18 protein-coding genes and 5 tRNA genes are annotated in these 21,901 nt (G+C 61.6%); 21 read left to right on the plus strand and 2 right to left on the minus strand.

Going from position 1 to position 21,901, the window contains the following annotated elements:
- The first annotated feature begins 21 nt into the window (after nucleotides 1-21).
- The 3 genes from astB to astE are packed head-to-tail and all read left to right on the plus strand — an operon-like array spanning nucleotide 22 to nucleotide 2,691.
- The gene (gene astB, locus HMPREF3173_RS03105) at nucleotides 22-1,371 is read left to right on the plus strand and encodes an N-succinylarginine dihydrolase (protein ID WP_070571482.1); all 1,350 of its coding nucleotides are present in this window, start codon (nucleotides 22-24) and stop codon (nucleotides 1,369-1,371) included.
- A 13-nt stretch (nucleotides 1,372-1,384) separates the two neighbouring features.
- The gene (locus HMPREF3173_RS03110) at nucleotides 1,385-1,672 is read left to right on the plus strand and encodes a hypothetical protein (protein WP_043209409.1); all 288 of its coding nucleotides are present in this window, start codon (nucleotides 1,385-1,387) and stop codon (nucleotides 1,670-1,672) included.
- A gap of 11 nt (nucleotides 1,673-1,683) precedes the next feature.
- Nucleotides 1,684-2,691 (plus strand): succinylglutamate desuccinylase, encoded by a 1,008-nt coding sequence (astE, locus tag HMPREF3173_RS03115; RefSeq protein ID WP_043209412.1) that lies wholly within the window; start codon nucleotides 1,684-1,686, stop codon nucleotides 2,689-2,691.
- A 158-nt stretch (nucleotides 2,692-2,849) separates the two neighbouring features.
- On the opposite strand, the gene HMPREF3173_RS03120 is transcribed toward astE, so the two are convergent.
- Nucleotides 2,850-3,686 carry a hypothetical protein gene (locus HMPREF3173_RS03120; RefSeq protein WP_070571484.1) on the minus strand — a complete coding sequence of 279 codons (837 nt, stop codon included), beginning with the start codon at nucleotides 3,684-3,686 and terminating at the stop codon, nucleotides 2,850-2,852.
- A gap of 389 nt (nucleotides 3,687-4,075) precedes the next feature.
- Between HMPREF3173_RS03120 and alaS the strand changes: the two genes are divergently transcribed.
- The 8 genes from alaS to mgtE all read left to right on the plus strand — a co-directional run bounded on the left by alaS (nucleotide 4,076) and on the right by mgtE (nucleotide 10,868).
- Nucleotides 4,076-6,700 (plus strand): alanine--tRNA ligase, encoded by a 2,625-nt coding sequence (gene alaS / locus HMPREF3173_RS03125; RefSeq protein WP_043209414.1) that lies wholly within the window; start codon nucleotides 4,076-4,078, stop codon nucleotides 6,698-6,700.
- Nucleotides 6,701-6,786: 86 nt separating this feature from the next.
- Nucleotides 6,787-8,022 (plus strand): aspartate kinase, encoded by a 1,236-nt coding sequence (locus tag HMPREF3173_RS03130; RefSeq protein ID WP_043209416.1) that lies wholly within the window; start codon nucleotides 6,787-6,789, stop codon nucleotides 8,020-8,022.
- 167 nt (nucleotides 8,023-8,189) lie between these two features.
- Nucleotides 8,190-8,378, plus strand: coding sequence for a carbon storage regulator CsrA (gene csrA, locus HMPREF3173_RS03135; protein ID WP_043209419.1), 189 nt, complete (start codon nucleotides 8,190-8,192; stop codon nucleotides 8,376-8,378).
- 72 nt (nucleotides 8,379-8,450) lie between these two features.
- Nucleotides 8,451-8,541: transfer RNA gene (locus HMPREF3173_RS03140), tRNA-Ser, on the plus strand.
- Between the two features lie 106 nt (nucleotides 8,542-8,647).
- Nucleotides 8,648-8,724 (plus strand) — tRNA-Arg (locus tag HMPREF3173_RS03145).
- A gap of 73 nt (nucleotides 8,725-8,797) precedes the next feature.
- A tRNA-Arg gene (locus tag HMPREF3173_RS03150) sits at nucleotides 8,798-8,874 on the plus strand.
- A 73-nt stretch (nucleotides 8,875-8,947) separates the two neighbouring features.
- A tRNA-Arg gene (locus tag HMPREF3173_RS03155) sits at nucleotides 8,948-9,024 on the plus strand.
- Nucleotides 9,025-9,425: 401 nt separating this feature from the next.
- Entirely contained in the window at nucleotides 9,426-10,868 is a 1,443-nt protein-coding gene (gene mgtE, locus HMPREF3173_RS03160) for a magnesium transporter (RefSeq protein WP_043210979.1), read from the plus strand.
- A 70-nt stretch (nucleotides 10,869-10,938) separates the two neighbouring features.
- Here the strand turns inward: mgtE and HMPREF3173_RS03165 are convergent, their stop codons facing one another.
- Entirely contained in the window at nucleotides 10,939-11,265 is a 327-nt protein-coding gene (locus tag HMPREF3173_RS03165) for an Arc family DNA-binding protein (RefSeq protein ID WP_003254499.1), read from the minus strand.
- 346 nt (nucleotides 11,266-11,611) lie between these two features.
- Here HMPREF3173_RS03165 and phnN point away from each other — a divergent pair, with 346 nt between their 5' ends.
- The 10 genes from phnN to HMPREF3173_RS03215 all read left to right on the plus strand — a co-directional run bounded on the left by phnN (nucleotide 11,612) and on the right by HMPREF3173_RS03215 (nucleotide 21,817).
- On the plus strand, nucleotides 11,612-12,211 hold the full coding sequence (phnN, locus tag HMPREF3173_RS03170) for a phosphonate metabolism protein/1,5-bisphosphokinase (PRPP-forming) PhnN (RefSeq protein WP_070571486.1): 600 nt from the start codon (nucleotides 11,612-11,614) through the stop codon (nucleotides 12,209-12,211).
- A gap of 195 nt (nucleotides 12,212-12,406) precedes the next feature.
- A tRNA-Arg gene (locus tag HMPREF3173_RS03175) sits at nucleotides 12,407-12,481 on the plus strand.
- Between the two features lie 172 nt (nucleotides 12,482-12,653).
- Complete coding sequence (locus tag HMPREF3173_RS03180) at nucleotides 12,654-13,667, plus strand: LacI family DNA-binding transcriptional regulator (protein WP_070571559.1); 1,014 nt, start codon at nucleotides 12,654-12,656, stop codon at nucleotides 13,665-13,667.
- Between the two features lie 82 nt (nucleotides 13,668-13,749).
- Complete coding sequence (locus tag HMPREF3173_RS03185) at nucleotides 13,750-14,520, plus strand: AP endonuclease (protein WP_070571488.1); 771 nt, start codon at nucleotides 13,750-13,752, stop codon at nucleotides 14,518-14,520.
- On the plus strand, nucleotides 14,513-15,466 hold the full coding sequence (locus tag HMPREF3173_RS03190; protein ID WP_070571490.1) for a sugar kinase: 954 nt from the start codon (nucleotides 14,513-14,515) through the stop codon (nucleotides 15,464-15,466). Before HMPREF3173_RS03185 ends, HMPREF3173_RS03190 begins: the two co-directional genes overlap by 8 nt.
- Before the next feature lie 65 nt (nucleotides 15,467-15,531).
- Nucleotides 15,532-16,809, plus strand: coding sequence for an MFS transporter (locus HMPREF3173_RS03195; protein ID WP_043210970.1), 1,278 nt, complete (start codon nucleotides 15,532-15,534; stop codon nucleotides 16,807-16,809).
- 9 nt (nucleotides 16,810-16,818) lie between these two features.
- On the plus strand, nucleotides 16,819-17,805 hold the full coding sequence (locus HMPREF3173_RS03200; RefSeq protein WP_070571492.1) for a 2-hydroxyacid dehydrogenase: 987 nt from the start codon (nucleotides 16,819-16,821) through the stop codon (nucleotides 17,803-17,805).
- A gap of 143 nt (nucleotides 17,806-17,948) precedes the next feature.
- A complete protein-coding gene (locus HMPREF3173_RS03205; protein WP_070571494.1) occupies nucleotides 17,949-18,704 on the plus strand; it encodes a gluconate 2-dehydrogenase subunit 3 family protein in 756 nt (251 codons plus the stop codon).
- 1 nt (nucleotide 18,705) lies between these two features.
- Nucleotides 18,706-20,493: a GMC family oxidoreductase gene (locus HMPREF3173_RS03210; RefSeq protein WP_070571496.1), complete on the plus strand. Its 1,788-nt coding sequence runs from the start codon at nucleotides 18,706-18,708 to the stop codon at nucleotides 20,491-20,493.
- A 10-nt stretch (nucleotides 20,494-20,503) separates the two neighbouring features.
- Nucleotides 20,504-21,817, plus strand: a complete 1,314-nt coding sequence (locus HMPREF3173_RS03215; RefSeq protein WP_070571498.1) for a cytochrome c — start codon at nucleotides 20,504-20,506, stop codon at nucleotides 21,815-21,817.
- The last annotated feature ends 84 nt before the right edge of the window (nucleotides 21,818-21,901 follow it).

Genomic DNA, 21,901 nt, shown 5'->3' on the forward strand with positions numbered 1-21,901 from the left:
ACAGGTCTCGGAGCCTAGCCGATGAAATCCTACGAAGTGAATTTTGATGGCCTGGTGGGGCCTACCCACAACTATGGTGGTCTGTCCTACGGCAACGTGGCTTCGCAGAGCAACAGCCAGCAGCAGTCCAACCCGCGTGAAGCGGCGCGCCAAGGCTTGGCGAAGATGAAGGCTCTGGCCGACATGGGCTTCAAGCAAGGCGTGCTGGCCCCGCAGGAGCGTCCGGACGTTGCAGCCTTGCGTCGCCTGGGCTTCAGCGGCAGCGACGCCGAGGTGATCCGCCGCGCGGCGAAAGAGGCCATGCCTCTGCTGGTGGCAAGCTGCTCGGCCTCGAGCATGTGGGTGGCCAACGCCGCGACCGTCAGCCCCAGCGCCGACACCGCCGATGGCCGCGTGCATTTCACCGCTGCCAACCTGAACTGCAAGTACCACCGCAGTATCGAGCATCCCACCACCAGCCGTGTGCTGGGCGCCATGTTCGCGGACGAAAAGCACTTCGCCCACCACCAGGCCCTGCCGGCAGTCGCCCAATTCGGTGACGAAGGTGCGGCCAACCACACGCGCTTCTGCCGTACCTATGGCGAGCCGGGCGTTGAGTTCTTCGTCTACGGGCGCAGCGCCTTCGACAGCCGGTACCCGGCGCCGCAGAAGTACCCGGCGCGCCAGACCCTGGAAGCGTCCCAGGCTGTGGCGCGGCTGCACGGGCTCGCCGATGACGGTGTGGTCTACGCTCAACAGAACCCGGCGGTGATCGATCAGGGTGTGTTCCACAACGACGTGATTTCGGTGGGCAATGGCGAAGTGCTGTTCTATCACGAGGATGCCTTCCTCGAGACCGACACGGTGCTTGGCCAGTTGCAGGCTAAACTGGCCAGCAAGGGCGGCAACTTCCAGGCGATCCGTGTGCCGCGGGCCGCGGTGACGGTGGAGGACGCGGTGCGCTCCTACCTGTTCAATAGCCAGCTGCTCAGCCGGGATGATGGCTCCATGTTGTTGGTGGTGCCGGAGGAGTGCCGTAACAACGAGCGGGTATGGTCCTACCTGGGGCAGTTGACCAGCCAGGGTGGCCCGGTGAAGGAGGTCAAGGTGTTCGACCTCAAGCAGAGCATGCAGAACGGCGGTGGCCCGGCTTGCCTGCGTCTGCGGGTCGCTTTGAAGGACAACGAACTGGCGGCGGTCAATTCAGGCGTTATCATGACCGCGCCGCTGTACGATACCTTGGTCCAGTGGGTCGACAAGCACTACCGCGATCGCCTGAGCGAAGCGGACCTGGCCGACCCGCAACTGCTGGACGAATGCCGTACGGCACTGGATGAGCTGACCCAGATCCTGAAACTGGGTTCGGTCTATCCGTTCCAACGCCAACCTTGAGAGAGAACTTGTAATGTCCGATGCCCTGCGGCTGATCCTTGAAGACAACGATGGTACCCAGCTGGAAACCTCCTGCACTCGCTTTGCTGTGGTCTGGCAGGGCAAGGAAGTCTGGATCCAGCAGGATGGCCGCGGCCAGCTGCTGATCGGCGTCGACGTGGAGGAAGGCGATACCGAATACGCCAACCTGCTGCTGCGCCCCATGGCGACCAACCTGGTCAGCCTGCAACTGGAAATGGAGCCGGCTGAAGTCGGTGACGACGACCACGTGCATGGCCCGGATTGCGGTCACCATCACTAAGGAAACGCTCTATGCTCGCCCTCGGAAAACTGCTTGACCTGACCCTGGCCGATCATGAACCGGCCGAGAAAACGCAAGTGACGGTCGAGGGCGTGCGCTTGCGCTGGCTGGGGGAGGGCGCCCTTGAGGTACGTCCGCCCGAAGGCAAGGACAATGGCCTGGACCTGCTGCTGTCGGCCGGCATCCACGGCAATGAAACCGCACCCATTGAGCTGCTCGACGAGCTCCTCCACGGCGTGGCCCGTGGCGAGATCAAGCCACGGGCGCGTGTATTGTTCCTGTTCGGCAATCCCGAGGCGATCCGCAAGGGCGAGCGTTACGTCGAGCAAGACATCAACCGCCTGTTCAACGGTCGGCATGAACTCTCCAGTGGCCCCGAGGCCTTGCGCGCGGCAGAGCTGGAGCAGTTCGCCCGGGTGTTCTTCAGCCTGCCGGGGCGTACCCGCCTGCATTACGACCTGCACACGGCGATCCGGGGTTCGAAGATCGAGCAGTTCGCGCTGTATCCGTACAAGGAAGGGCGTCGCCACTCCCGTCGTGAGCTGGCTCGCCTGAACGCCGCGGGGATGGAAGCGGTGTTGCTGCAGAACAAGTCATCGATCACCTTCAGTGCTTTCACCTACGAGCAACTGGAAGCCGAGGCTTTCACGCTGGAGCTGGGCAAGGCGCGGCCGTTTGGTCATAACCAGCAAGTCAACCTGGACCGCTTGCAGGCTCGCCTGTTGCAGATCATCGAGGGCAACGAGCCTGAGGGCGAAGAGAGCCTCGATGGATTGCAGCTGTTCAGCGTCGCCCGCGAGATCATCAAGCACAGCGATAACTTCCACCTGCACCTGCCCGCTGACATCGAAAACTTCTCTGAGCTCAGCAAGGGCTACCTGCTGGCTGAAGACCTGGCTGAAATGCGCTGGGTCGTCGAGGAGGAGGGCGCGCGCATCATTTTCCCCAACCCCAAGGTCAGGAATGGGCTGCGCGCTGGCATCTTGATCGTGCCTGCGTTGGCCGGTGAGCTTGGCTGACGCGTTCGCAGACTCTCGTACTTCCAGGCCTGGCGCGTCCGCGCCTTTCTTTGGCCCAGCTCATACCCAGATCCTGAACCTTGCCCCAAGGCCAAAAGCGGCCTCAGGGCAGGGGTTTTCATTGTGTCCGGCGCCGGTATCAGCCGGCCTTGAGGTGGTCAGTCGCCCTGCGTTGGGGCTGGGAATAACATGCTGGACGCCAGGGTGTCGTATGCATGTTGCAGCATCCGCAGGAGCGTGGTGAGCCCGTCGAGGCCTTCTGCATCGTAGGGATCATAGAGCACGACCGTGTAGTTTCCGCTCAACAGATGGGCGTACTTGTCCGGCATCGCCCTGTGCAGGTCGAAGCCGGGGCCCTGTTGGGGCGGGCCTGCATGGCATTGCATCAATACGATGTCAGGCACCGTGGCGTACTGCTTGCGCGCCGTATCCAATAGCCGGCTGAGCTGCGGATAGCCTGGCAGCAAGGCCAACTGCTCAAATACCCTTTCCTGGAACTGCGGTGTGCCGTAGAGATACAGATGGTCGATCGCCGTGACCTCGAATTGCGCCTGCGCGCCTGCGTTGCCGTCCACGCGCAGAGGAAGGGTGATGCCCTCGGTGAGATGCGCCGGGGCTTCCGTGCCCATGAACAGCAGATGAATGCGCTGCTTCGGCGAGGCTTGTTGGATGGTCAAAGGCTGGCCATCGGCTTGCAGGGTGAAGGCGCCCTCCTGGCGCAGTGTCACGTCGGTGGTGGTGAGCCAGACCAGGATTTCGTCGAGTGTGCCGACCACAGTCCCGGCGTCGATCGCTTCGATGAGCCTGCGCTGAACATGGACATTGCTTGCCTTGTAGAGATCAAACAGCTCGTAGTTGAAATAGACCCGTGCTGCGGTGAGCTGTGACTCGGTCGGATTGTCGTAAGCGATGGCCTCGTCCATCTCGCCGATAGCGACTTCCTGAACTTTGCCGTTGCCATCGATGATCTGTGCGTTTGCTGCTTGGGTTGTCATCAGCGTGACCTCCTTTGAATGGGGAGGGCAGGCTAAGCCGGTAGAGGGCAGACGCGTCGCTATACATGTAGGGCCGAAAGGGTGGCCCCTGTGCTAATGGAGGGGACAGTCCGATTCTGGCCGCCAATCTCTGATAAAAACCTTTTCATTCACCGCCTGTTCCATTTTCCATTCCCTTGGGCGGTAATGGGCTTGCCAGTGGCGAAAGGCTGCATTTAGCATCCGGCCATGTCTTTTTAATTTGCAAGCGCCTTAAAAGCCGTCGAAACGACGCTTTCTATCGCATAAACACACTGCACCTTGCTTGCAGGACCGATATAATGCGGCCCTTTGCCGTCGTTTCGTCGACGTGTTTGCCCCTTAGGGCCGCCGTTTCCGTGGAAGAACCTATGAAAAGCGCCGAAATCCGTGAAGCCTTCCTTCGCTTCTTCGAAGAGCAGGGACATACCCGAGTCGCCTCCAGTTCGCTGATCCCGAACAACGACCCGACCCTGCTGTTCACCAACGCAGGCATGAACCAGTTCAAGGACTGCTTCCTGGGTGCGGAGAAGCGCGCCTACACCCGTGCCGTGAGCAGCCAGAAGTGCGTACGCGCCGGCGGCAAGCACAACGACCTGGAAAACGTCGGTTATACCGCTCGTCACCACACGTTCTTCGAAATGCTGGGCAACTTCAGCTTCGGCGACTACTTCAAGCGCGATGCCATTACCTTCGCCTGGACCTTCCTGACCTCCGATAAGTGGCTGAACCTGCCGAAGGAAAAGCTCTGGGTCACCGTCTACGCCAGCGACGACGAAGCCTACGACATCTGGACCAAGGAGGTCGGCGTACCGGCCGAGCGCATGGTGCGCATCGGTGACAACAAGGGGGCGCCGTACGCTTCCGACAACTTCTGGACCATGGGCGACACCGGCCCATGCGGTCCATGCACCGAGATCTTCTACGATCACGGCCCGGACATCTGGGGCGGCCCACCCGGCTCGCCAGAAGAGGACGGCGACCGCTACATCGAGATCTGGAACAACGTCTTCATGCAGTTCAACCGCACCGCCGATGGCGTCCTGCACCCGCTGCCGGCCCCGTCGGTGGACACTGGGATGGGCCTGGAGCGCATCAGTGCGGTCATGCAGCACGTGCACTCGAACTACGAGATCGACCTGTTCCGCAGTCTGCTGGCCGCCGCGGCCAAGGCCATCGGTTGCAGCAACGACGATCAACCTTCGCTGAAAGTTGTCGCCGACCACATCCGTTCCTGCGGCTTCCTAATCGCCGATGGTGTACTGCCGTCCAACGAGGGCCGCGGCTATGTGCTGCGCCGCATCATCCGTCGTGCATGCCGTCACGGTAACAAGCTCGGCGCCAAGGGCAGCTTCTTCTACCAGATCGTCGCGGCCTTGGTGGCCGAAATGGGCGACGCCTTCCCTGAGCTCAAAGCCCAGCAGGCACACATCGAGCGCGTTCTCAAGACCGAGGAAGAGCAGTTCGCCAAGACCCTGGAACAAGGCCTGCGCATCCTGGAGCAGGACCTGGCCCAGCTCAAGGGTGACGTAGTGCCAGGTGACGTAGTGTTCAAACTGTACGACACCTACGGTTTCCCCATGGACCTCACCGCCGACATCGCCCGCGAGCGCGAGCTGACCATCGACGAAGCCGGCTTCGAGCGCGAGATGGAGGCCCAGCGCGAGCGTGCCCGCTCCGCCAGCGCCTTCGGCATGGACTACAACAGCCTGGTGAAGGTCGATGTAGCCACTGACTTCCTCGGCTACAGCACCACCGAAGGCAAGGGCAAGGTCGTTGCCCTGTACAAGGATGGTCAGTCCGTCGAGCGACTGGGCGAAGGCGAGCAGGGCGTCGTGATCCTGGATCGCACCCCGTTCTACGCCGAGTCCGGCGGCCAGGTAGGTGACACCGGTTACCTGCAGGCCGGCGACATGCGTTTCGATGTGCGTGACACCACCAAGACCGGTGGCGCCTTCCTGCACCACGGCGTTGTCGCCAGTGGCGCGCTGAGCGTGGGTGCCGAGGTCGCGGCGCAGGTCGATGCCGACGTGCAGCACGCCACCTCGCTGAACCACTCCGCCACTCACCTGCTGCACGAAGCGCTGCGCCAAGTACTGGGCGAGCATGTCCAGCAGAAGGGTTCGTTGGTCGACAGCCAGCGCCTGCGTTTCGACTTCAGCCACTTCGAGGCGGTGAAGCCTGAGCAGATCAAGGCGCTGGAAGACATCGTCAACCGCGAAGTGCGCAAGAATACTGCGGTGGAAACCGAGATCACCGACATCGAAACCGCCAAGCGCAAGGGCGCCATGGCCCTGTTCGGCGAGAAGTACGGCGATACCGTGCGCGTGCTGACCATGGGTGGCGACTTCTCGGTGGAGCTGTGCGGCGGTATCCATGCCAAGCGTACCGGTGATATCAGCCTGTTCAAGATCATCAGCGAGGGCGGCGTGGCCTCTGGCGTACGCCGTATCGAAGCGATCACCGGCGCCGCCGCGCTGGCCTACCTGAACGCTGCCGAAGAGCAGGTCAAGGAAGCCGCGCAGCTGGTCAAGGGCAATCGTGACAACCTGATCGACAAGCTGTCGGCTGTGCTCGAGCGCAACCGTCAGCTGGAAAAGCAGCTCGAGCAGCTGCAGGCCAAGGCCGCCAGCGCCGCCGGGGACGATCTCTCCAATGCGGCCGTTGAGGTCAAGGGCGCCAAGGTTCTCGCCGCTCGCCTGGATGGGCAGGACGGCAAGGCTCTGTTGGCCCTGGTCGATCAGCTGAAGAACAAGCTCGGCCACGCAGTGATCCTGCTGGGCAGCGAGCATGAGGGCAAGGTCGTGCTGGTGGCCGGCGTGACCAAGGACCTCTCCAGCCAACTCAAGGCTGGTGACCTGATGAAACAGGCCGCTGCGAAAGTCGGTGGCAAGGGCGGTGGCCGTCCGGACATGGCCCAGGGTGGTGGCGTCGACGTCGCCGCGCTGGACGATGCCCTGGCCCTGGCCGTGCCGTTCGCCGAGCAGGGGCTTTGAGATGACCGAGGCCCACTGTCTAGTAGTGGGCCTTGGCGTGATGGATTGTTTATTGGGTGCCCATCGTGGGCTGAGGCAGCTTTGAAATGGCGTTGATCGTACAGAAATTTGGCGGCACCTCTGTCGGTTCCATCGAGCGGATCGAGCAGGTTGCCGACAAGGTCAAGAAATTCCGCGACCAAGGCACCGACCTGGTGGTAGTGCTTTCGGCCATGAGCGGAGAAACCAATCGCCTGATCGACCTGGCCAAGCAGATTACCGATCATCCCGTCCCGCGTGAGCTGGATGTGATCGTATCGACTGGCGAACAGGTGACTATTGCCCTGTTGACCATGGCCCTGATCAAGCGTGGCGTGCCGGCAGTGTCCTACACCGGCAACCAGGTGCGAATCCTCACCGATAGTGCGCACAACAAGGCGCGCATCCTGCAGATTGACGACCAGAAGATTCGCGCCGACCTCAAGGCCGGTCGCGTTGTCGTGGTGGCAGGTTTCCAGGGGGTCGACGAGCACGGCAACATCACTACCCTCGGTCGTGGCGGCTCCGACACCACCGGCGTGGCCCTGGCAGCAGCGCTCAAGGCTGATGAGTGCCAGATCTACACCGATGTCGATGGTGTCTACACCACCGACCCGCGCGTGGTGCCACAGGCACAGCGCCTGGAGAAGATCACCTTCGAGGAGATGCTGGAAATGGCCAGCCTCGGCTCCAAGGTGCTGCAGATCCGCTCTGTCGAGTTCGCAGGCAAGTACAACGTTCCGCTGCGCGTGCTGCACAGCTTCAAGGAGGGTCCGGGTACCCTCATTACCATTGATGAAGAGGAATCCATGGAACAGCCGATCATTTCCGGTATCGCCTTCAACCGTGATGAAGCCAAGCTGACCATTCGCGGCGTGCCGGATACCCCCGGCGTTGCCTTCAAGATCCTCGGTCCGATCAGTGCGGCGAACATCGAAGTCGACATGATCGTACAGAACGTCTCGCACGATAACACCACCGACTTCACCTTCACCGTGCACCGCAACGAGTACGAGAAGGCACATAGTGTGCTGGAGAACACCGCCCGTGAAATCGGCGCCCGTGAAGTGATCGGCGACACCAACATCGCCAAGGTTTCCATCGTCGGCGTCGGCATGCGCTCCCACGCGGGTGTCGCCAGCCGCATGTTCGAAGCCCTGGCCAAGGAGAGCATCAACATCCAGATGATCTCCACCTCCGAGATCAAAGTCTCGGTCGTCATCGAAGAGAAGTATCTGGAGCTGGCTGTTCGCGCGCTGCACACCGCGTTCGAACTTGACGCTCCTGCCCGACAGGGCGAGTAAGACGCTGCCTGGAGGGGCGCGGCTTGCCGCGCCCTTCGCGTTTCTGGCTGTTGCGCAGGTACCTGTCCTGCCTCGCGCGATGGCTCACCTGGGCCTGCTGCTTTCCCGGCCTAGGCCCTGCCCATTACAGACTGTTGTCCCTGATTGAATTGCGTGAGGAGAAAGTTATGTTGATTCTGACTCGTCGGTGCGCCGAGAGCCTGATCATTGGAGACGGTGAGATTACCGTGACGGTCCTGGGTGTGAAAGGCAACCAGGTGCGTATTGGTGTGAGCGCCCCTAAAGAAGTGGCCGTTCACCGCGAAGAAATCTACCTGCGGATCAAGAAAGAGAAGGACGAAGAACCAACCCTTTAATTTTTATCGATTTTTTTTCAAAAAAGGGTTTGCAAACGGGGAAGGGTCTGGTTATTATACGCCCCGTGTTGCGGTGAGGTGGCCGAGTGGCCGAAGGCGCTCCCCTGCTAAGGGAGTATACCTCATAAGGGTATCGGGGGTTCGAATCCCCCCTTCACCGCCATTTTTCGTGTAGGGCGCTGTAATTGGCGGATCACTTAAGTCGTTGAAATTAAACGAAAAAGTGCTTGGCAAAGCGATTCAGCGAACTATAATGCACGGCAAGACACGGACTCATAGCTCAGCTGGATAGAGTACTCGGCTACGAACCGAGCGGTCGGAGGTTCGAATCCTCCTGAGTCCGCCATTTAATGGGCGGTTTTGTTAAGTCAAAGCAGTTCATTCACCAGTGGTAACCTGGTCTAAAAAATACCACCTACGGACTCATAGCTCAGCTGGATAGAGTACTCGGCTACGAACCGAGCGGTCGGAGGTTCGAATCCTCCTGAGTCCGCCACTTTTGAGGCGGTTTTGCCAGTCAAGGCAGCTTCAGCAACCAGTGGTAATCTGGTCTAAAAATACCACCCTACGGACTCATAGCTCAGCTGGATAGAGTACTCGGCTACGAACCGAGCGGTCGGAGGTTCGAATCCTCCTGAGTCCGCCATACATCAAGAAGCCCGCTCGATTAGAGCGGGCTTTTTGTTTTTCCGTGTCGCTGAATTGTCAGCAATGTCGAACTAAGCTCATTCCAGGTGCGATGTCCTCAAGAACAGGTGTTGCACAGGTCTGACACATTCTGTCGTATGTGCTTTTTTCTTTTTTGCCGCCGTCGCACTGTTGGTTTCGAGCGTTGTCGTAGCTTTATCGCGCAAACGATTGTTCTGGCCAAAATTTTAAGCGATCTGACAGCTGATGCAGTGTATGATTGCGCCCGTCAGCCCCGCCGGGGCTAGTGGAATACCACCATGGACTTACCCAGTAGTTACTCGATAACACGATTTACCAAGCTAGATCTGACCGATTGATTCTCCCGGCGTGCTCCGCTGCTGGGAGTGGAGTTCGCCTATGACCGAAGTAGAAGTAAAGAAAGCCCAAGAGAGCCTGCAGGATCGCCTGGCCCAGGTGATCGAACTGTTGCAGCGCCAGCGGGTGGTCGAGGACCTGACGCACCGTCAGGAAGGTCACCACCACGATCTGGTGGAAAACCTTGTCCACCGCCAGAACCTGGTCGAGCTGCAGCGTAAGCTCGACGACCTGCACCCCGCCGACATCGCCTATATTCTTGAAGCTCTACCGCTGGAAGACCGTCTGACGGTATGGCAGCTGGTGCGCTCCGAGCGTGACGGCGACATCTTGCTCGAAGTCTCCGATGCCGTACGCCAGACCTTGATCGCCGACATGGACGATCACGAGTTGCTCGCGGCCGCCAAGGAGATGGATGCGGACGAACTGGCCGACTTGGCGCCGGAATTGCCGCGAGATGTTGTCCATGAGCTGATGGAAAGCCTCGATGCGCAGCAGCGTGAGCGCGTACGCTCGGCCCTGAGCTACGACGAGGAGCAGGTCGGTGCGCTGATGGACTTCGAGATGGTGACCATCCGCGAAGACGTCAGCCTGGAAGTGGTGTTGCGTTACTTGCGCCGGCTCAAGGAGCTGCCTGGCCATACCGACAAACTGTTCGTGGTCGACTACGACGGCATCCTCAAAGGCGTGCTGCCGATCAAGCGTCTGCTGGTCAACGACCCGGAAAAGAAAGTCGCGGAGGTCATGGCCAATGACCCGGTGACCTTCCATCCCGAGGAAGATGCCTATGATGCCGCCCAGGCCTTCGAACGGTACGATTTGATTTCCGCGCCAGTCGTGGACAAAAGTGACCGCTTGATCGGTCGTCTGACCATCGATGAAATGGTCGACCTCATCCGCGAGGAGAGTGAGAGCGAAGTGCTCAACATGGCGGGTCTGCGCGAAGAAGAAGACATCTTCGCTTCGGTCTGGCGTTCGCTGCGTAACCGCTGGGCATGGCTGGCCATTAACCTGATCACCGCCTTCGTGGCTTCGCGGGTCATTGGCTTGTTCGAAGGCTCCATCGAGAAGCTGGTCGCCCTGGCCGCCTTGATGCCGATCGTGGCGGGTATTGGTGGCAACTCTGGTAACCAGACGATCACCATGATCGTACGTGCCATGGCGCTGGACCAAGTCTCGCCGGGTAATACGGGTCGTCTGATGCGCAAGGAGCTGGCGGTTTCGCTGCTCAATGGCCTGATCTGGGGTGGGGTGATAGGTGCAGTGGCCTTCTGGCTTTATGGCAGTTGGTCGCTGGGGCTGGTGATGACCGGCGCGATGACGCTGAACCTGTTGCTGGCTGCGTTGATGGGGGTACTCATTCCGATGACCCTGACCCGTCTGGGGCGCGACCCGGCGATGGGGTCGAGTGTCATGATCACTGCCGTGACCGACAGTGGTGGTTTCTTCATCTTTTTAGGGTTGGCCACCTTGTTCCTGCTCTGAGCACCCGGGCCAGATCTGCAATAAAAAAAGCCAGCGTTGAGCTGGCTTTTTTTATGGGTGGTGCAAAAACTCAGGAAGCGTCTGCAGCCATTTCCACGTCGTGAGCGATGAGGGCAACCAGCGCGTTCTGCTGGCGGTGGGAGAGTTGGCGGAAGCGCTGCAGCAGCTCGCGCTCATGCAGGCTCAGCTCGGGACTGTCCAGGCGCATGCTCAGCTCGTCGCCCAGCGCACCTTCCTGGATAAGGCTTTGTTCCAGGCGTGCGATGATCTCGGAGTTCATGCTGCGGTGGTGGTTGCGCGCTACCTCGGCAATGCGCTCACGCATTCCGTCTGGCAGGCGGACGACGAACTTGTCAGCGGTGCGGCTTGAATAGATAGCCTGTTTCATTGGGCGCATATACATTGACCGGTTTTTCTGGTTCAGGGGAGGCGGTTCTCAAATTGGCCGCACGGTGGTGGCTACGACCGTGGCGGTGACAAAATGTTCAACCGTGTTCTCAAATCTGGGTGCTCATCTTGCCCTATGGCCGCCGTTTCATTGGCGTCAATTCTGTGACAAATAGTGATCCGAATAAAGGCTTTTTGCCAGTACCAATTATCAGAAATGAGTACTGGTTTGAAAAGTTTTGCTTTTTTCGAGTCGTAAGGCTGTCAGTTTATTGCCGCCAAAATCTGTCAAAAATCAGCAATGGCTATAGAAAATCCTTAAAATACGCAGGTTCCCTCATTTGAGCGTAGTGGCTATGCGACATGACGCAAGCGGGACGTCCCGGCTGGGAGGTCGCCTGATATTCCTGATAGGACCGTCTGGATCGGGAAAAGATTCCCTTATTGATGCTGCGCGCGTGCAATTACTCGAAAACGGCGTCCAAGTCGCCAGGCGCGTCATTACCCGATCGGCCGAGTCCAAGGGGGAGGCTGCCCTTAGCGTCAGCCCCGAGGTGTTCGAGCAGATGTGCGAGGACGGGGAATTTGCCATGCACTGGCAGGCCAACGGCCTGCAGTATGGGATTCCGGTGCAGGTGAATGAATGGCTGTCCAGTGGTCGCCATGTCTTGGTCAATGGGTCTCGGGGTTATTTGCCAGAAGCGCGCCGGCGGTACCTAAACCTGCTGGCCATTCGCCTGGAAGTGGCGCCCCAGGTGCTTCGTGAGCGTCTGCTGGCCAGGGGGCGGGAGTCAGTGGAGCAGGTCGAGCAGCGCCTGGCGCGCAGCGCCCTGTTGCAGGCCGGAGATGACCCTGACGTGCACGTGCTGGACAACTCGACTTCCCTGGCCGATACCGTCAAGGCCTTGCTGCGCTTGCTGGTCGAGGAGGGCGTGATCGCGCAGCCGGCTGTCTAGGCGTGACCCGCTTGGAGGTGCCGGTCCTGCGGGCCTGAGTAGTCTTGCTCTGCCGAAAAGGGCTACGGCTAAAAAGCCGATTCAGGCATGACAAACGGTTGAACGCTGGTTAAGATGCTCGCCGCCTTCGCACACCAGTCTGGCTGCTGCGAAGCATCTTGAATGGAGCTCCCCCGTGTGGGAGTCCAGCTATCCGTCCTCGTAGTTTAATGGATAGAACGGGGCCCTCCTAAGGCCTTGATGCAGGTTCGATTCCTGCCGGGGACGCCATCTTTCGGTAATGCTGCATTACCTTTTCGTCCTCCATCCCCCATCACCGATCATCAAGCCATCAGTCCCCCTTGGGATTTTCGATTGACGGAATTCCGTATCCCTGATTTATTGAAACCGTTTTCATAACCCTGCCCATAAGTACAGACAAGAAGGTCATAGGGTGAACAAGATGCATGCGCCTGCCCGCGGGCGGGTCACCATCAGCGAGGTAGCCCAGGCTGCCGGCGTTTCCAAGGCTACGGTTTCGCGCTACATCGGCGGCGACCGGCAATTGCTCGCCGATGCCACTGCCCAACGTATCGAGGCGGTGATCGAACGGCTCGGTTATCGCCCCAATCGCATGGCCAGCGCGCTCAAGCGAGGCCGTACCGGCCTGATCGGCATGCTGCTGGCCGATATCAGCAACCCTTATTCCGTGGCGGTGATGCATGGCGTCGAGCTGGCTTGCCGCCAGCATGGCTACAGCTTGGTGGTGTGCAACACCGACTGCGATGACGAACAGGAGTGCCTGCACTTGCAGGCGCTGCAGTCGTACAACGTCGATGGTCTGATCGTGAACACCCTTGGCCACCATGCGGGTGAGTTGGCTAGCTTGGGCCGCGAGTTGCCGATGGTGTTGGTGGACCGACAACTGGCCGAGCTGCAGACCGACCTGGTGGGGCTAGACAACACCGACGCCGTCGAACAAGCATTGGAGCACCTGCAGCGACAAGGTTATCGCGACATCCTGGCGGTCACCGAGCCCCTCGATGGCACCAGTTCGCGCCAGGAGCGGGTGTCTGCGTTCCAGGCGTCCATCGCACGCAGGCCCGGCATGCGCGGTCAGGTCCTGGAAGTGAGCAGTCGCCTGCCGGAGCAGTTGGCAGGATTTTTGGCGGGCGCTGGCCATGGTCCGCAGGCGCTGTTCAGCTGCAACGGTGTGGCTACCCTTGAAGTCATGCGGCATCTGCACCGACGTGCCGAGCATCCGTTCCTTAATCTGGGCCTGGTCGCCCTCGATGATCTGGATTGGTACCCGTTGGTCGGGGGCGGCATCACTGCCCTGGCACAACCCACTGAGCGCATCGGCGCGGCCGCGTTCCAGTGTCTGCTGGAGCGTATGCAAGGCAGTCGATTGCCCGCCCGGCGCCTGGACCTTCGTGCTGAACTCATCGTTCGAGGTTCCAGCCGACCCATTGACTGAAAAACAGCGCGGCCTGCGTGTCGCGCTGTTTTTTCCCTGGAAATGAAACCGGTTTCATTCGACAAGAACAAGGACTACAACGATGCACGCGACCCCTGTTTCCATCAGCCTGTCGAGCTTCGGCGCCGATACCGTACGCCACCATGGTCAGCTCGCTTACCTGCCTCTGCTGGCTGCGGCCGGTGCGTGTCGCGTGGAGTGGCGCGAGGAGTTGTTCGAGGCATGGCCTGACGCCGCCGAACTTGCCAGTGCCAGTGCGGCGCTGGGCCTGGAGAGCCTGTTCTCCACACCGCTGGAACTGTGGCGCGAGGATGGCAGTTTGGAGCCGCACGTGGCGGGACGGCTGCAATTGGCCAACGAGGTTGGCGCTGTAGCCTTGAAGGTCTCCCTCGGCCACTATCGCGAGAGTTGCGACCTTCAGGCCTTGCGCCCATTGCTGGGGCAGGGGACAGCCCTATACGTGGAGAACGACCAGACCGTTCAAGGCGGGCGTCTACAGCCGTTGCTGAGCTTCTTCCAGCGTTCTGCGAACCTAGGCCTAGCACCGGGCATGACCTTCGATATCGGTAACTGGTACTGGCAGGACGAGTCTCCCCTACAGGCCGCGCGGGCCTTGGGACCCTGGGTGCGCTACGTGCACTGCAAGGCCGTCGAGCGCCGCACCGATGGCCGCAGGGCGGCGATCCCGCCGCAAGCGAGCGATCTGGCCGATTGGCGTGAGCTGATGGCCTGTTTTGCCCCAGGCGTGCCGCGGGCAATCGAGTACCCCCTGGTGAGTGACGATCTATTGACGTTCACGCGTGAGCAGGTTGTGCAGTTGGCCGCGCTCGAGGCGGAGGTGTGCCATGGCTGACTGGGACGTGCTCTGCTTCGGCGAAACCATGGCCATGTTCGTGGCCGAGCAGTGTGGCGATCTGGCCCAGGTCGAGGGATTCACCAAGCGCATCGCCGGAGCCGACAGCAATGTGGCCATTGGCCTGGCCCGCCTGGGTCTGAAAGTGAACTGGCTGAGCCGGGTGGGCGCCGACTCTCTCGGCGCCTTCGTGCTCGCTAGCCTGCGCCGTGAGGGGCTGAGCTGTGACGACGTCGAAATCGACCCTGAACATCCAACAGGTTTTCAACTCAAGGCCCGCTGCGACGACGGGCGAGATCCGCAGGTCGAGTATTTTCGTCGTGGCTCTGCGGCCAGTCACCTGTCATCCGCTGTGCTACGGCCAAGCCTGCTCAAAGCGCGACACCTCCATGCCACGGGTATCCCACCAGCCTTGTCGGCATCTTGCCGTGAACTTTCCCACAGCTTGCTGGATGCCATGCGTGCCTGTGGGCGGAGTGTGTCCTTCGACCCGAACCTACGCCCGTCGCTGTGGCCGAACCTGCAGACCATGGTGCAGGAGATCAATGCTCTGGCGATCAAGGCCGACTGGGTGCTACCGGGCCTGGAGGAGGGGCGTCTGCTGACCGGCAGGCAGTCACCCGAGGCCATCGCCGGCTTCTACTTGGAGCGTGGTGTGCAGCAGGTGGCAATCAAGCTTGGGGCACAAGGCGCGTACTACCGCAATACCGCGGGCGCAGAGGGCATGGTAGCGCCGCAGCCGGTGGCCCAGGTGGTGGATACGGTGGGGGCGGGCGATGCCTTTGCCGTCGGCGTGATCAGCGCCTTGTTCGAAGGCCACGACCTGCGTCGCGCCGTGACGCGCGGCAACTGGTGTGGCAGCCGGGCTGTGCAATCGCGCGGAGACATGGAAGGGCTGCCGCAACGCTTTGAGCTGGACCATTTCGAGATGCGCGCGAGCGCATGACGACCTCACCTGCCGGCCTGGCCGGCACCTGTTGCAACAAGAACAAAAAGCTCAGGAGACACACCATGCAGATCGACCGAATTGCTCCACGGCGTTGGTGGTACATCATGCCGATCGTCTTCATCACCTACAGCCTCGCTTACCTCGACCGCGCCAACTACGGTTTCGCGGCGGCCTCAGGCATGGCCGATGACTTGCACATCACCCCGGCCCTGTCGTCGCTGCTGGGGGCGCTGTTCTTTCTCGGTTATTTCTTCTTCCAAGTCCCCGGCGCCATCTATGCCGAAAAGCGCAGCGTGAAGAAACTCATCTTCGTCAGCCTGATCCTTTGGGGTGGGCTGGCGACACTCACGGGCATGGTCCAGGACGTCTACCTATTGATCGGCATCCGCTTTTTGTTGGGTGTGGTCGAGGCGGCGGTGATGCCGGCCATGCTGATCTACCTGTGCCACTGGTTCACCCGGGCCGAGCGCTCGCGGGCCAATACCTTCCTGATCCTCGGCAACCCGGTGACCATCCTCTGGATGTCGGTGGTTTCCGGCTACCTGGTCAAGCACTTCGACTGGCGCTGGATGTTCATCATCGAAGGGTTGCCTGCCGTGCTCTGGGCCTTCATCTGGTGGCGCCTGGTGGATGACCGCCCAGAACAGGCCAAGTGGCTGGCCGCGCAAGACAAGGCAGCGCTGCGCGAGGCTCTGGCCGCAGAGCAGCAGGGCATCAAGCCGGTGAAGAACTACCGCGAAGCCTTCCGCTCGCCCAAGGTGATCATCCTGTCGTTGCAATACTTCTGCTGGAGCATTGGGGTCTACGGCTTCGTGCTCTGGCTGCCGTCGATTCTCAAGCAGGCTGCCGCGCTGGACATTGTTACCGCTGGCTGGCTGTCGGCGGTCCCCTACCTGGGGGCGGTGCTGGCCATGCTGGGCGTGTCCTGGGCCTCGGACCGGATGCAAAAACGCAAACGCTTCGTCTGGCCGCCATTGCTGATCGCCGCATTGGCGTTCTATGGCTCCTATGTTCTGGGCACCGAGCACTTCTGGTGGTCCTACACGTTGCTGGTGATTGCCGGTGCCTGCATGTACGCCCCCTATGGCCCGTTCTTCGCCATCGTCCCGGAGCTGCTGCCGAGCAATGTCGCCGGCGGTGCCATGGCCCTGATCAACAGCATGGGGGCCTTGGGCTCGTTTTCCGGCTCGTGGTTGGTGGGCTACCTCAATGGCGCCACGGGTGGCCCTGGTGCCTCCTACCTGTTCATGTGCGGCGCGCTGTTGGTGGCTGTGGCCCTGACCGCCGTTCTCAACCCTTCGCAACAGGTGCAGCGCCCGCGCCTGGCGCCCAGTCAATAGGATCCGACCATGAAGAAACGCATCGTCCTCTACAAACGCCTGTCCGATCAGCTCATGCAGCGTTTGCATGCCCACACCGAAGTGACGCTGGTCGAGGCGCCCGCGGCCGACGGTCTGGCCCGCCTGCGCGCAGCGCTGCCAAGCGCCCACGGCCTGCTGGGTGCGAGCCTGCGCCTGGGCGGCGAACTACTCGACCTGGCGCCGGAACTGGAGGTGGTCTCCAGCGTTTCGGTGGGGGTGGACAACTACGACATCGCTGAGCTGGACCGGCGCGGTGTCTTGCTGACCAACACCCCCGACGTGCTCACCGAGACCACTGCCGACACCGGGTTCGCCCTGCTGCTGGCCTGCGCAAGGCGGGTGGTGGAGCTGGACGGCTGGATCCGCGACGGCCACTGGCGCGCCGGGATAGGCCCTGCGCAGTTTGGTTGCGACGTGCATGGCAAGACCCTCGGTATCGTCGGCATGGGCCGTATCGGTGAGGCTTTGGCGCGCAGGGCCAACGCTGGTTTTGGCATGCAGGTGCTGTATCACACCCGCCAGCCGCGCCCCGAGGTGGAGGCGCGTTACGGGGCACGCCATCGCAGTCTTCAGGCCTTGTTGGCCGAGTCGGATTTCGTCTGCCTGTGCGTGCCCCTGAGCGCGCAAACCGAGAACCTCATCGGTGCCCCTGAACTGGCCTTGATGAAGCCTTCGGCGATCCTGGTGAACATCTCCCGTGGTCGCGTGCTGGACGAGCCTGCCGTGTTGCAGGCCTTGCGTGAGCGGCGCATTCGCGGTGCCGGGCTGGATGTCTTCGTGCAGGAGCCGTTGCCGGCGAACTCGCCGCTGTTGCAACTGGACAACCTGGTGGTGACCCCGCACATCGGCTCGGCCACCGAAGAGACCCGTGAAGCCATGGCGCGCTGTGCGGTGGACAACCTGCTCGCGGCATTGGCAGGCGAGCGTCCGGCGAACCTGGTCAACCCCCAGGCCTGGGAGCGCCGGGCAGGGTAATCACGCGGTGCCCCTTCGCAGGCTCGCCTGCGAGGGCGTCGGTACAACCCCGATGTCTATGCTTTACCCAAAACAACAGCCCCGACCAACGGAGCGTATGCCGTGCACGACCTGATTGACCTATTGAAGAAGAGACCTGAGCCATGTCCAACGACGAACCTGCCTTCGCACAACCGGCGCGGCGCGAGTTCTTGCGAAAATCCCTGACGCTCATCCCGGTGGCGACCCTCGCCAGCACCGGCATGGGTAGCGTGGTGCTCGCTGAACCCGCCAAACCTACCGATCCCTCACCTGCCGCTGCTCCTGAACAGGGCAGGGCGCGTGCCTATCAGCCGACCTTCTTCACTGCCGAGGAGTGGGCCTTCATCAGCGCCGCCGTGGCCGTGCTGATTCCATCCGACGCACTCGGCCCGGGCGCCGCCGAAGCCGGCGTGCCGGAGTTCATCGACCGTCAGCTCAATACGCGCTATGGCAGCGGCGGCCTGTGGTACATGCAGGGGCCGTTCCGCCCGGATGCCCCGGCCGAACTGGGCTACCAGCTCAAGCTCAGCCCACAGGAGATCTACCGCCTGGGCATCCAGGAGACCGATGCCTGGTGCCAGGCGCAATGGGGCAAACCGTTCGCCGAGCTGGGCCCGGCCCAACAGCAGCAAGCCCTCGAGGCGTTGGACAGCGGCAAGGCAGCCCTTGCGTCGGTACCGGCAGTGACCTTCTTCGCCATGCTCTGGCTCAATACCCGTGAAGGCTTCTTCAGTGACCCACTGCACGGTGGCAACCAAGGGCTGGCCGGCTGGAAACTGATCGGCTTCCCTGGCGCGCGCGCCGATTTCATGGATTGGGTGGAGCGCGATGAGCGTTACCCCTTCCCGCCGGTATCGATCAGTGGCGAGCGAGGTTGAGATGGCCCAAGTGATGAAGAAAGTCGATGCAGTCATCGTCGGGTTCGGCTGGACCGGCGCGATCATGGCCAAGGAGCTGACCGAGGCAGGCCTGCAGGTGGTGGCGCTGGAGCGAGGCCCTGCCCGTGACACCTACCCGGACGGGGTCTATCCGCAGACCATGGACGAGCTGACCTATAACTCGCGCAAGAAGCTGTTCATGGACATCTCTCGCGAAACCGTGACCTTGCGCCACAGCGTGAACGACCTTGCCGTGCCGTACCGCCAGTTCGGCGCTTTCCTGCCTGGCACAGGCACTGGTGGGGCAGGGCTGCACTGGTCGGGCGTGCACTTTCGGGTCGACCCGATGGAACTGCGCATGCGCAGCCACTACGAGGAGCGCTATGGCAAGGCCTTCATCCCTGAGGGCATGACCATCCAGGACTTTGGCGTCAGCTACGAAGAGCTTGAGCCGTACTTCGATTTCGCCGAAAAGGTCTTCGGCACCTCCGGTACCGCCTGGTCGATCAAGGGCCAGGTGGTGGGCCGCGACAAAGGCGGCAACCCGTTCGCTGCGGACCGCTCCGATGACTTCCCGCTGCCGGCGCAGAAGAACACCGTGTCGGCGCAGCTGTTCGAAACGGCTGCCCGTGAAGTGGGCTACCACCCTTACAACCTGCCCTCGGCCAACACCTCCGGGCCTTACACCAACCCTTACGGCGCGCAGATGGGGCCGTGCAACTTCTGCGGATTCTGCAGTGGCTACGCCTGCTACATGTACTCCAAGGCATCGCCCAACGTGAACATTCTGCCGGCCCTGCGCCAGGTGCCGAACTTCGAGCTGCGCAACAATGCCCATGTGCTGCGGGTGAATCTCAATGCCGAGAAGAACCTCGCCACCGGCGTGACCTACGTCGATGCCCAGGGCCGGGAAGTGGAGCAACCGGCGGACCTGGTGATCCTCGGTGCGTTCCAGTTCAACAATGTGCGCCTGATGCTGCTCTCGGGCATCGGCAAGCCGTACGATCCGATCAGCAATGAAGGCGTCGTGGGGCGCAACTTCGCCTTCCAGAACCTCTCCACCGTGACGGCGTTCTTCGACAAGAACAGCCACCACACCAACCCGTTCATCGGCGCCGGGGGCAATGGCGTGGCGGTGGACGATTTCAATGCCGACAACTTCGACCACGGCCCTGAAGGGTTCGTGGGCGGCTCGCCGTTCTGGGTCAACCAGGCCGGGACCAAGCCCATCTCCGGTACCAAGGTGCCATCGGGCACGCCCAAATGGGGCAGCGCCTGGAAAGCCGCAGTGGCCGATAGCTACAGCCACATGCTGTCGATGGATGCCCATGGTGCGCATCAGTCTTACCGCGACAACTACCTGGATCTGGACCCGGTGTACAAGGACGCCTACGGCCAGCCGCTGTTGCGCATGACCTTCGACTGGAAGGACAACGACGTGAAGATGAACCGCTTCATGGTCGAGCGCATGCGCAAGATCGCCGAGGCCATGGGGCCCAAGGCGATCACCGCGTCGATGAAGGCGTTCGGTCAGCATTTCGACGCCACGGTGTACCAGACCACTCATTTGAATGGCGGGGCGATCATGGGCACCGATCCGAAGACCAGCGCGATCAATCGGTACCTGCAAAGCTGGGATGTCCACAACGTGTTTGTGCCAGGCGCTTCGGCCTTCCCACAAGGGCTGGGCTACAACCCCACCGGTCTGGTAGCGGCGCTGACGTACTGGTCGGCGCGGGCCATTCGCGAGCAGTACCTGAAAAAACCCGGCCCGCTGGTGCAGGCATAGGAGGCCGACCATGAAACGTATTCTGATCGCCGCCCTGAGCCTGGGCGCCAGCACCCTGTTGCACGCAGCCCAGATGAGCGACCCGACCTTGATCAAGCAGGGCGAATACCTCGCCCGGGCTGGGGATTGCGTGGCCTGCCACACCGCCAAGGGTGGCAAACCCTTCGCCGGTGGGCTGCCCATGCAGACGCCCATCGGCACGATCTATTCGACCAACATCACCCCGGATCCGACCGGCATTGGCGACTACAGCCTCGAAGACTTCGAGCGTGCCGTGCGCCAGGGCATCGGGTTGAACGGCAGCACGTTGTATCCGGCCATGCCCTATCCGTCCTATGCGCGGGTCAGCGATGACGACATCAAGGCCTTGTATGCCTATTTCATGCACGGCGTGCAGCCGGTTGAGCAGGCAAACAAAGAGAGCGATATCCCCTGGCCGCTGAGCATGCGCTGGCCGCTGGCGTTCTGGCGTGGTTTGTTCGCGCCTGAGGTCAAACCGTTCGACGCAGCAGGACGTGACCCGGTACTGGCCCGTGGCGCCTACCTGGTCGAAGGCCTTGGCCACTGCGGCGCCTGCCATACGCCCCGAGCTTTGACCATGCAGGAAAAAGCCCTGGATGCTGCCGGTGGGGATGCCTACCTCTCGGGCAGCGCGCCGCTGGAAGGCTGGATCGCCAAGAACCTGCGAGGGGATCACAAGGATGGCCTGGGCAGTTGGAGCGAGGCGCAAATCGTCGCCTTCCTCAAGACCGGGCGAAACGAGCGTACCGCGGTGTTCGGTGGCATGAGCGATGTGGTCGAGCACAGTATGCAGTACATGACCGAGGCCGACCTGACTGCCATTGCCCGCTACCTGAAGTCCTTGCCGCCGGTGAATCCGGACGACAAGCCATTCCAGGAAGATCGCCAGGTCGCCGAGGCATTGTGGAAAGGGGACGATACCAAGCCCGGCGCGGCTCTCTACGTGGACAACTGCGCTGCCTGTCATCGCACCGATGGCAAGGGCTATGCGCGGGTGTTCCCGGCGTTGGCGGGCAACCCGGTGTTGCAGAGCGCTGATGCCACCTCGTTGATCCACATCGTGCTCGACGGCTATACCCTGCCGGCCACAGCAACTGCGCCATCGACGTTCACCATGCCGGGTTTCGCCTGGCGCATGACGGACCAGGAGGTAGCCGATGTGGTCAACTTCATTCGCAGCAGTTGGGGTAATCAGGCAGCGTCGGTGACGGCCAGCCAGGTGGCTGACTTGCGCACCGCGCCTCGGCCTGCACTGAAGGCGCAGTCGCTGATCGGTGATACCACAGGAGTGAAGGAGCCGTGAGGTGACAGTGGGCCGCGTCGCGGCCCATCCCAGGCGTGGCCAGCTCCCACAAGCGCAGCGCTAGCCTTGTGGGAGCTGGCTGCG

The sequence above is a fragment of the Pseudomonas sp. HMSC08G10 genome, from assembly GCF_001808425.1.
Classification (GTDB): Bacteria; Pseudomonadota; Gammaproteobacteria; order Pseudomonadales; family Pseudomonadaceae; genus Aquipseudomonas; species Aquipseudomonas guariconensis.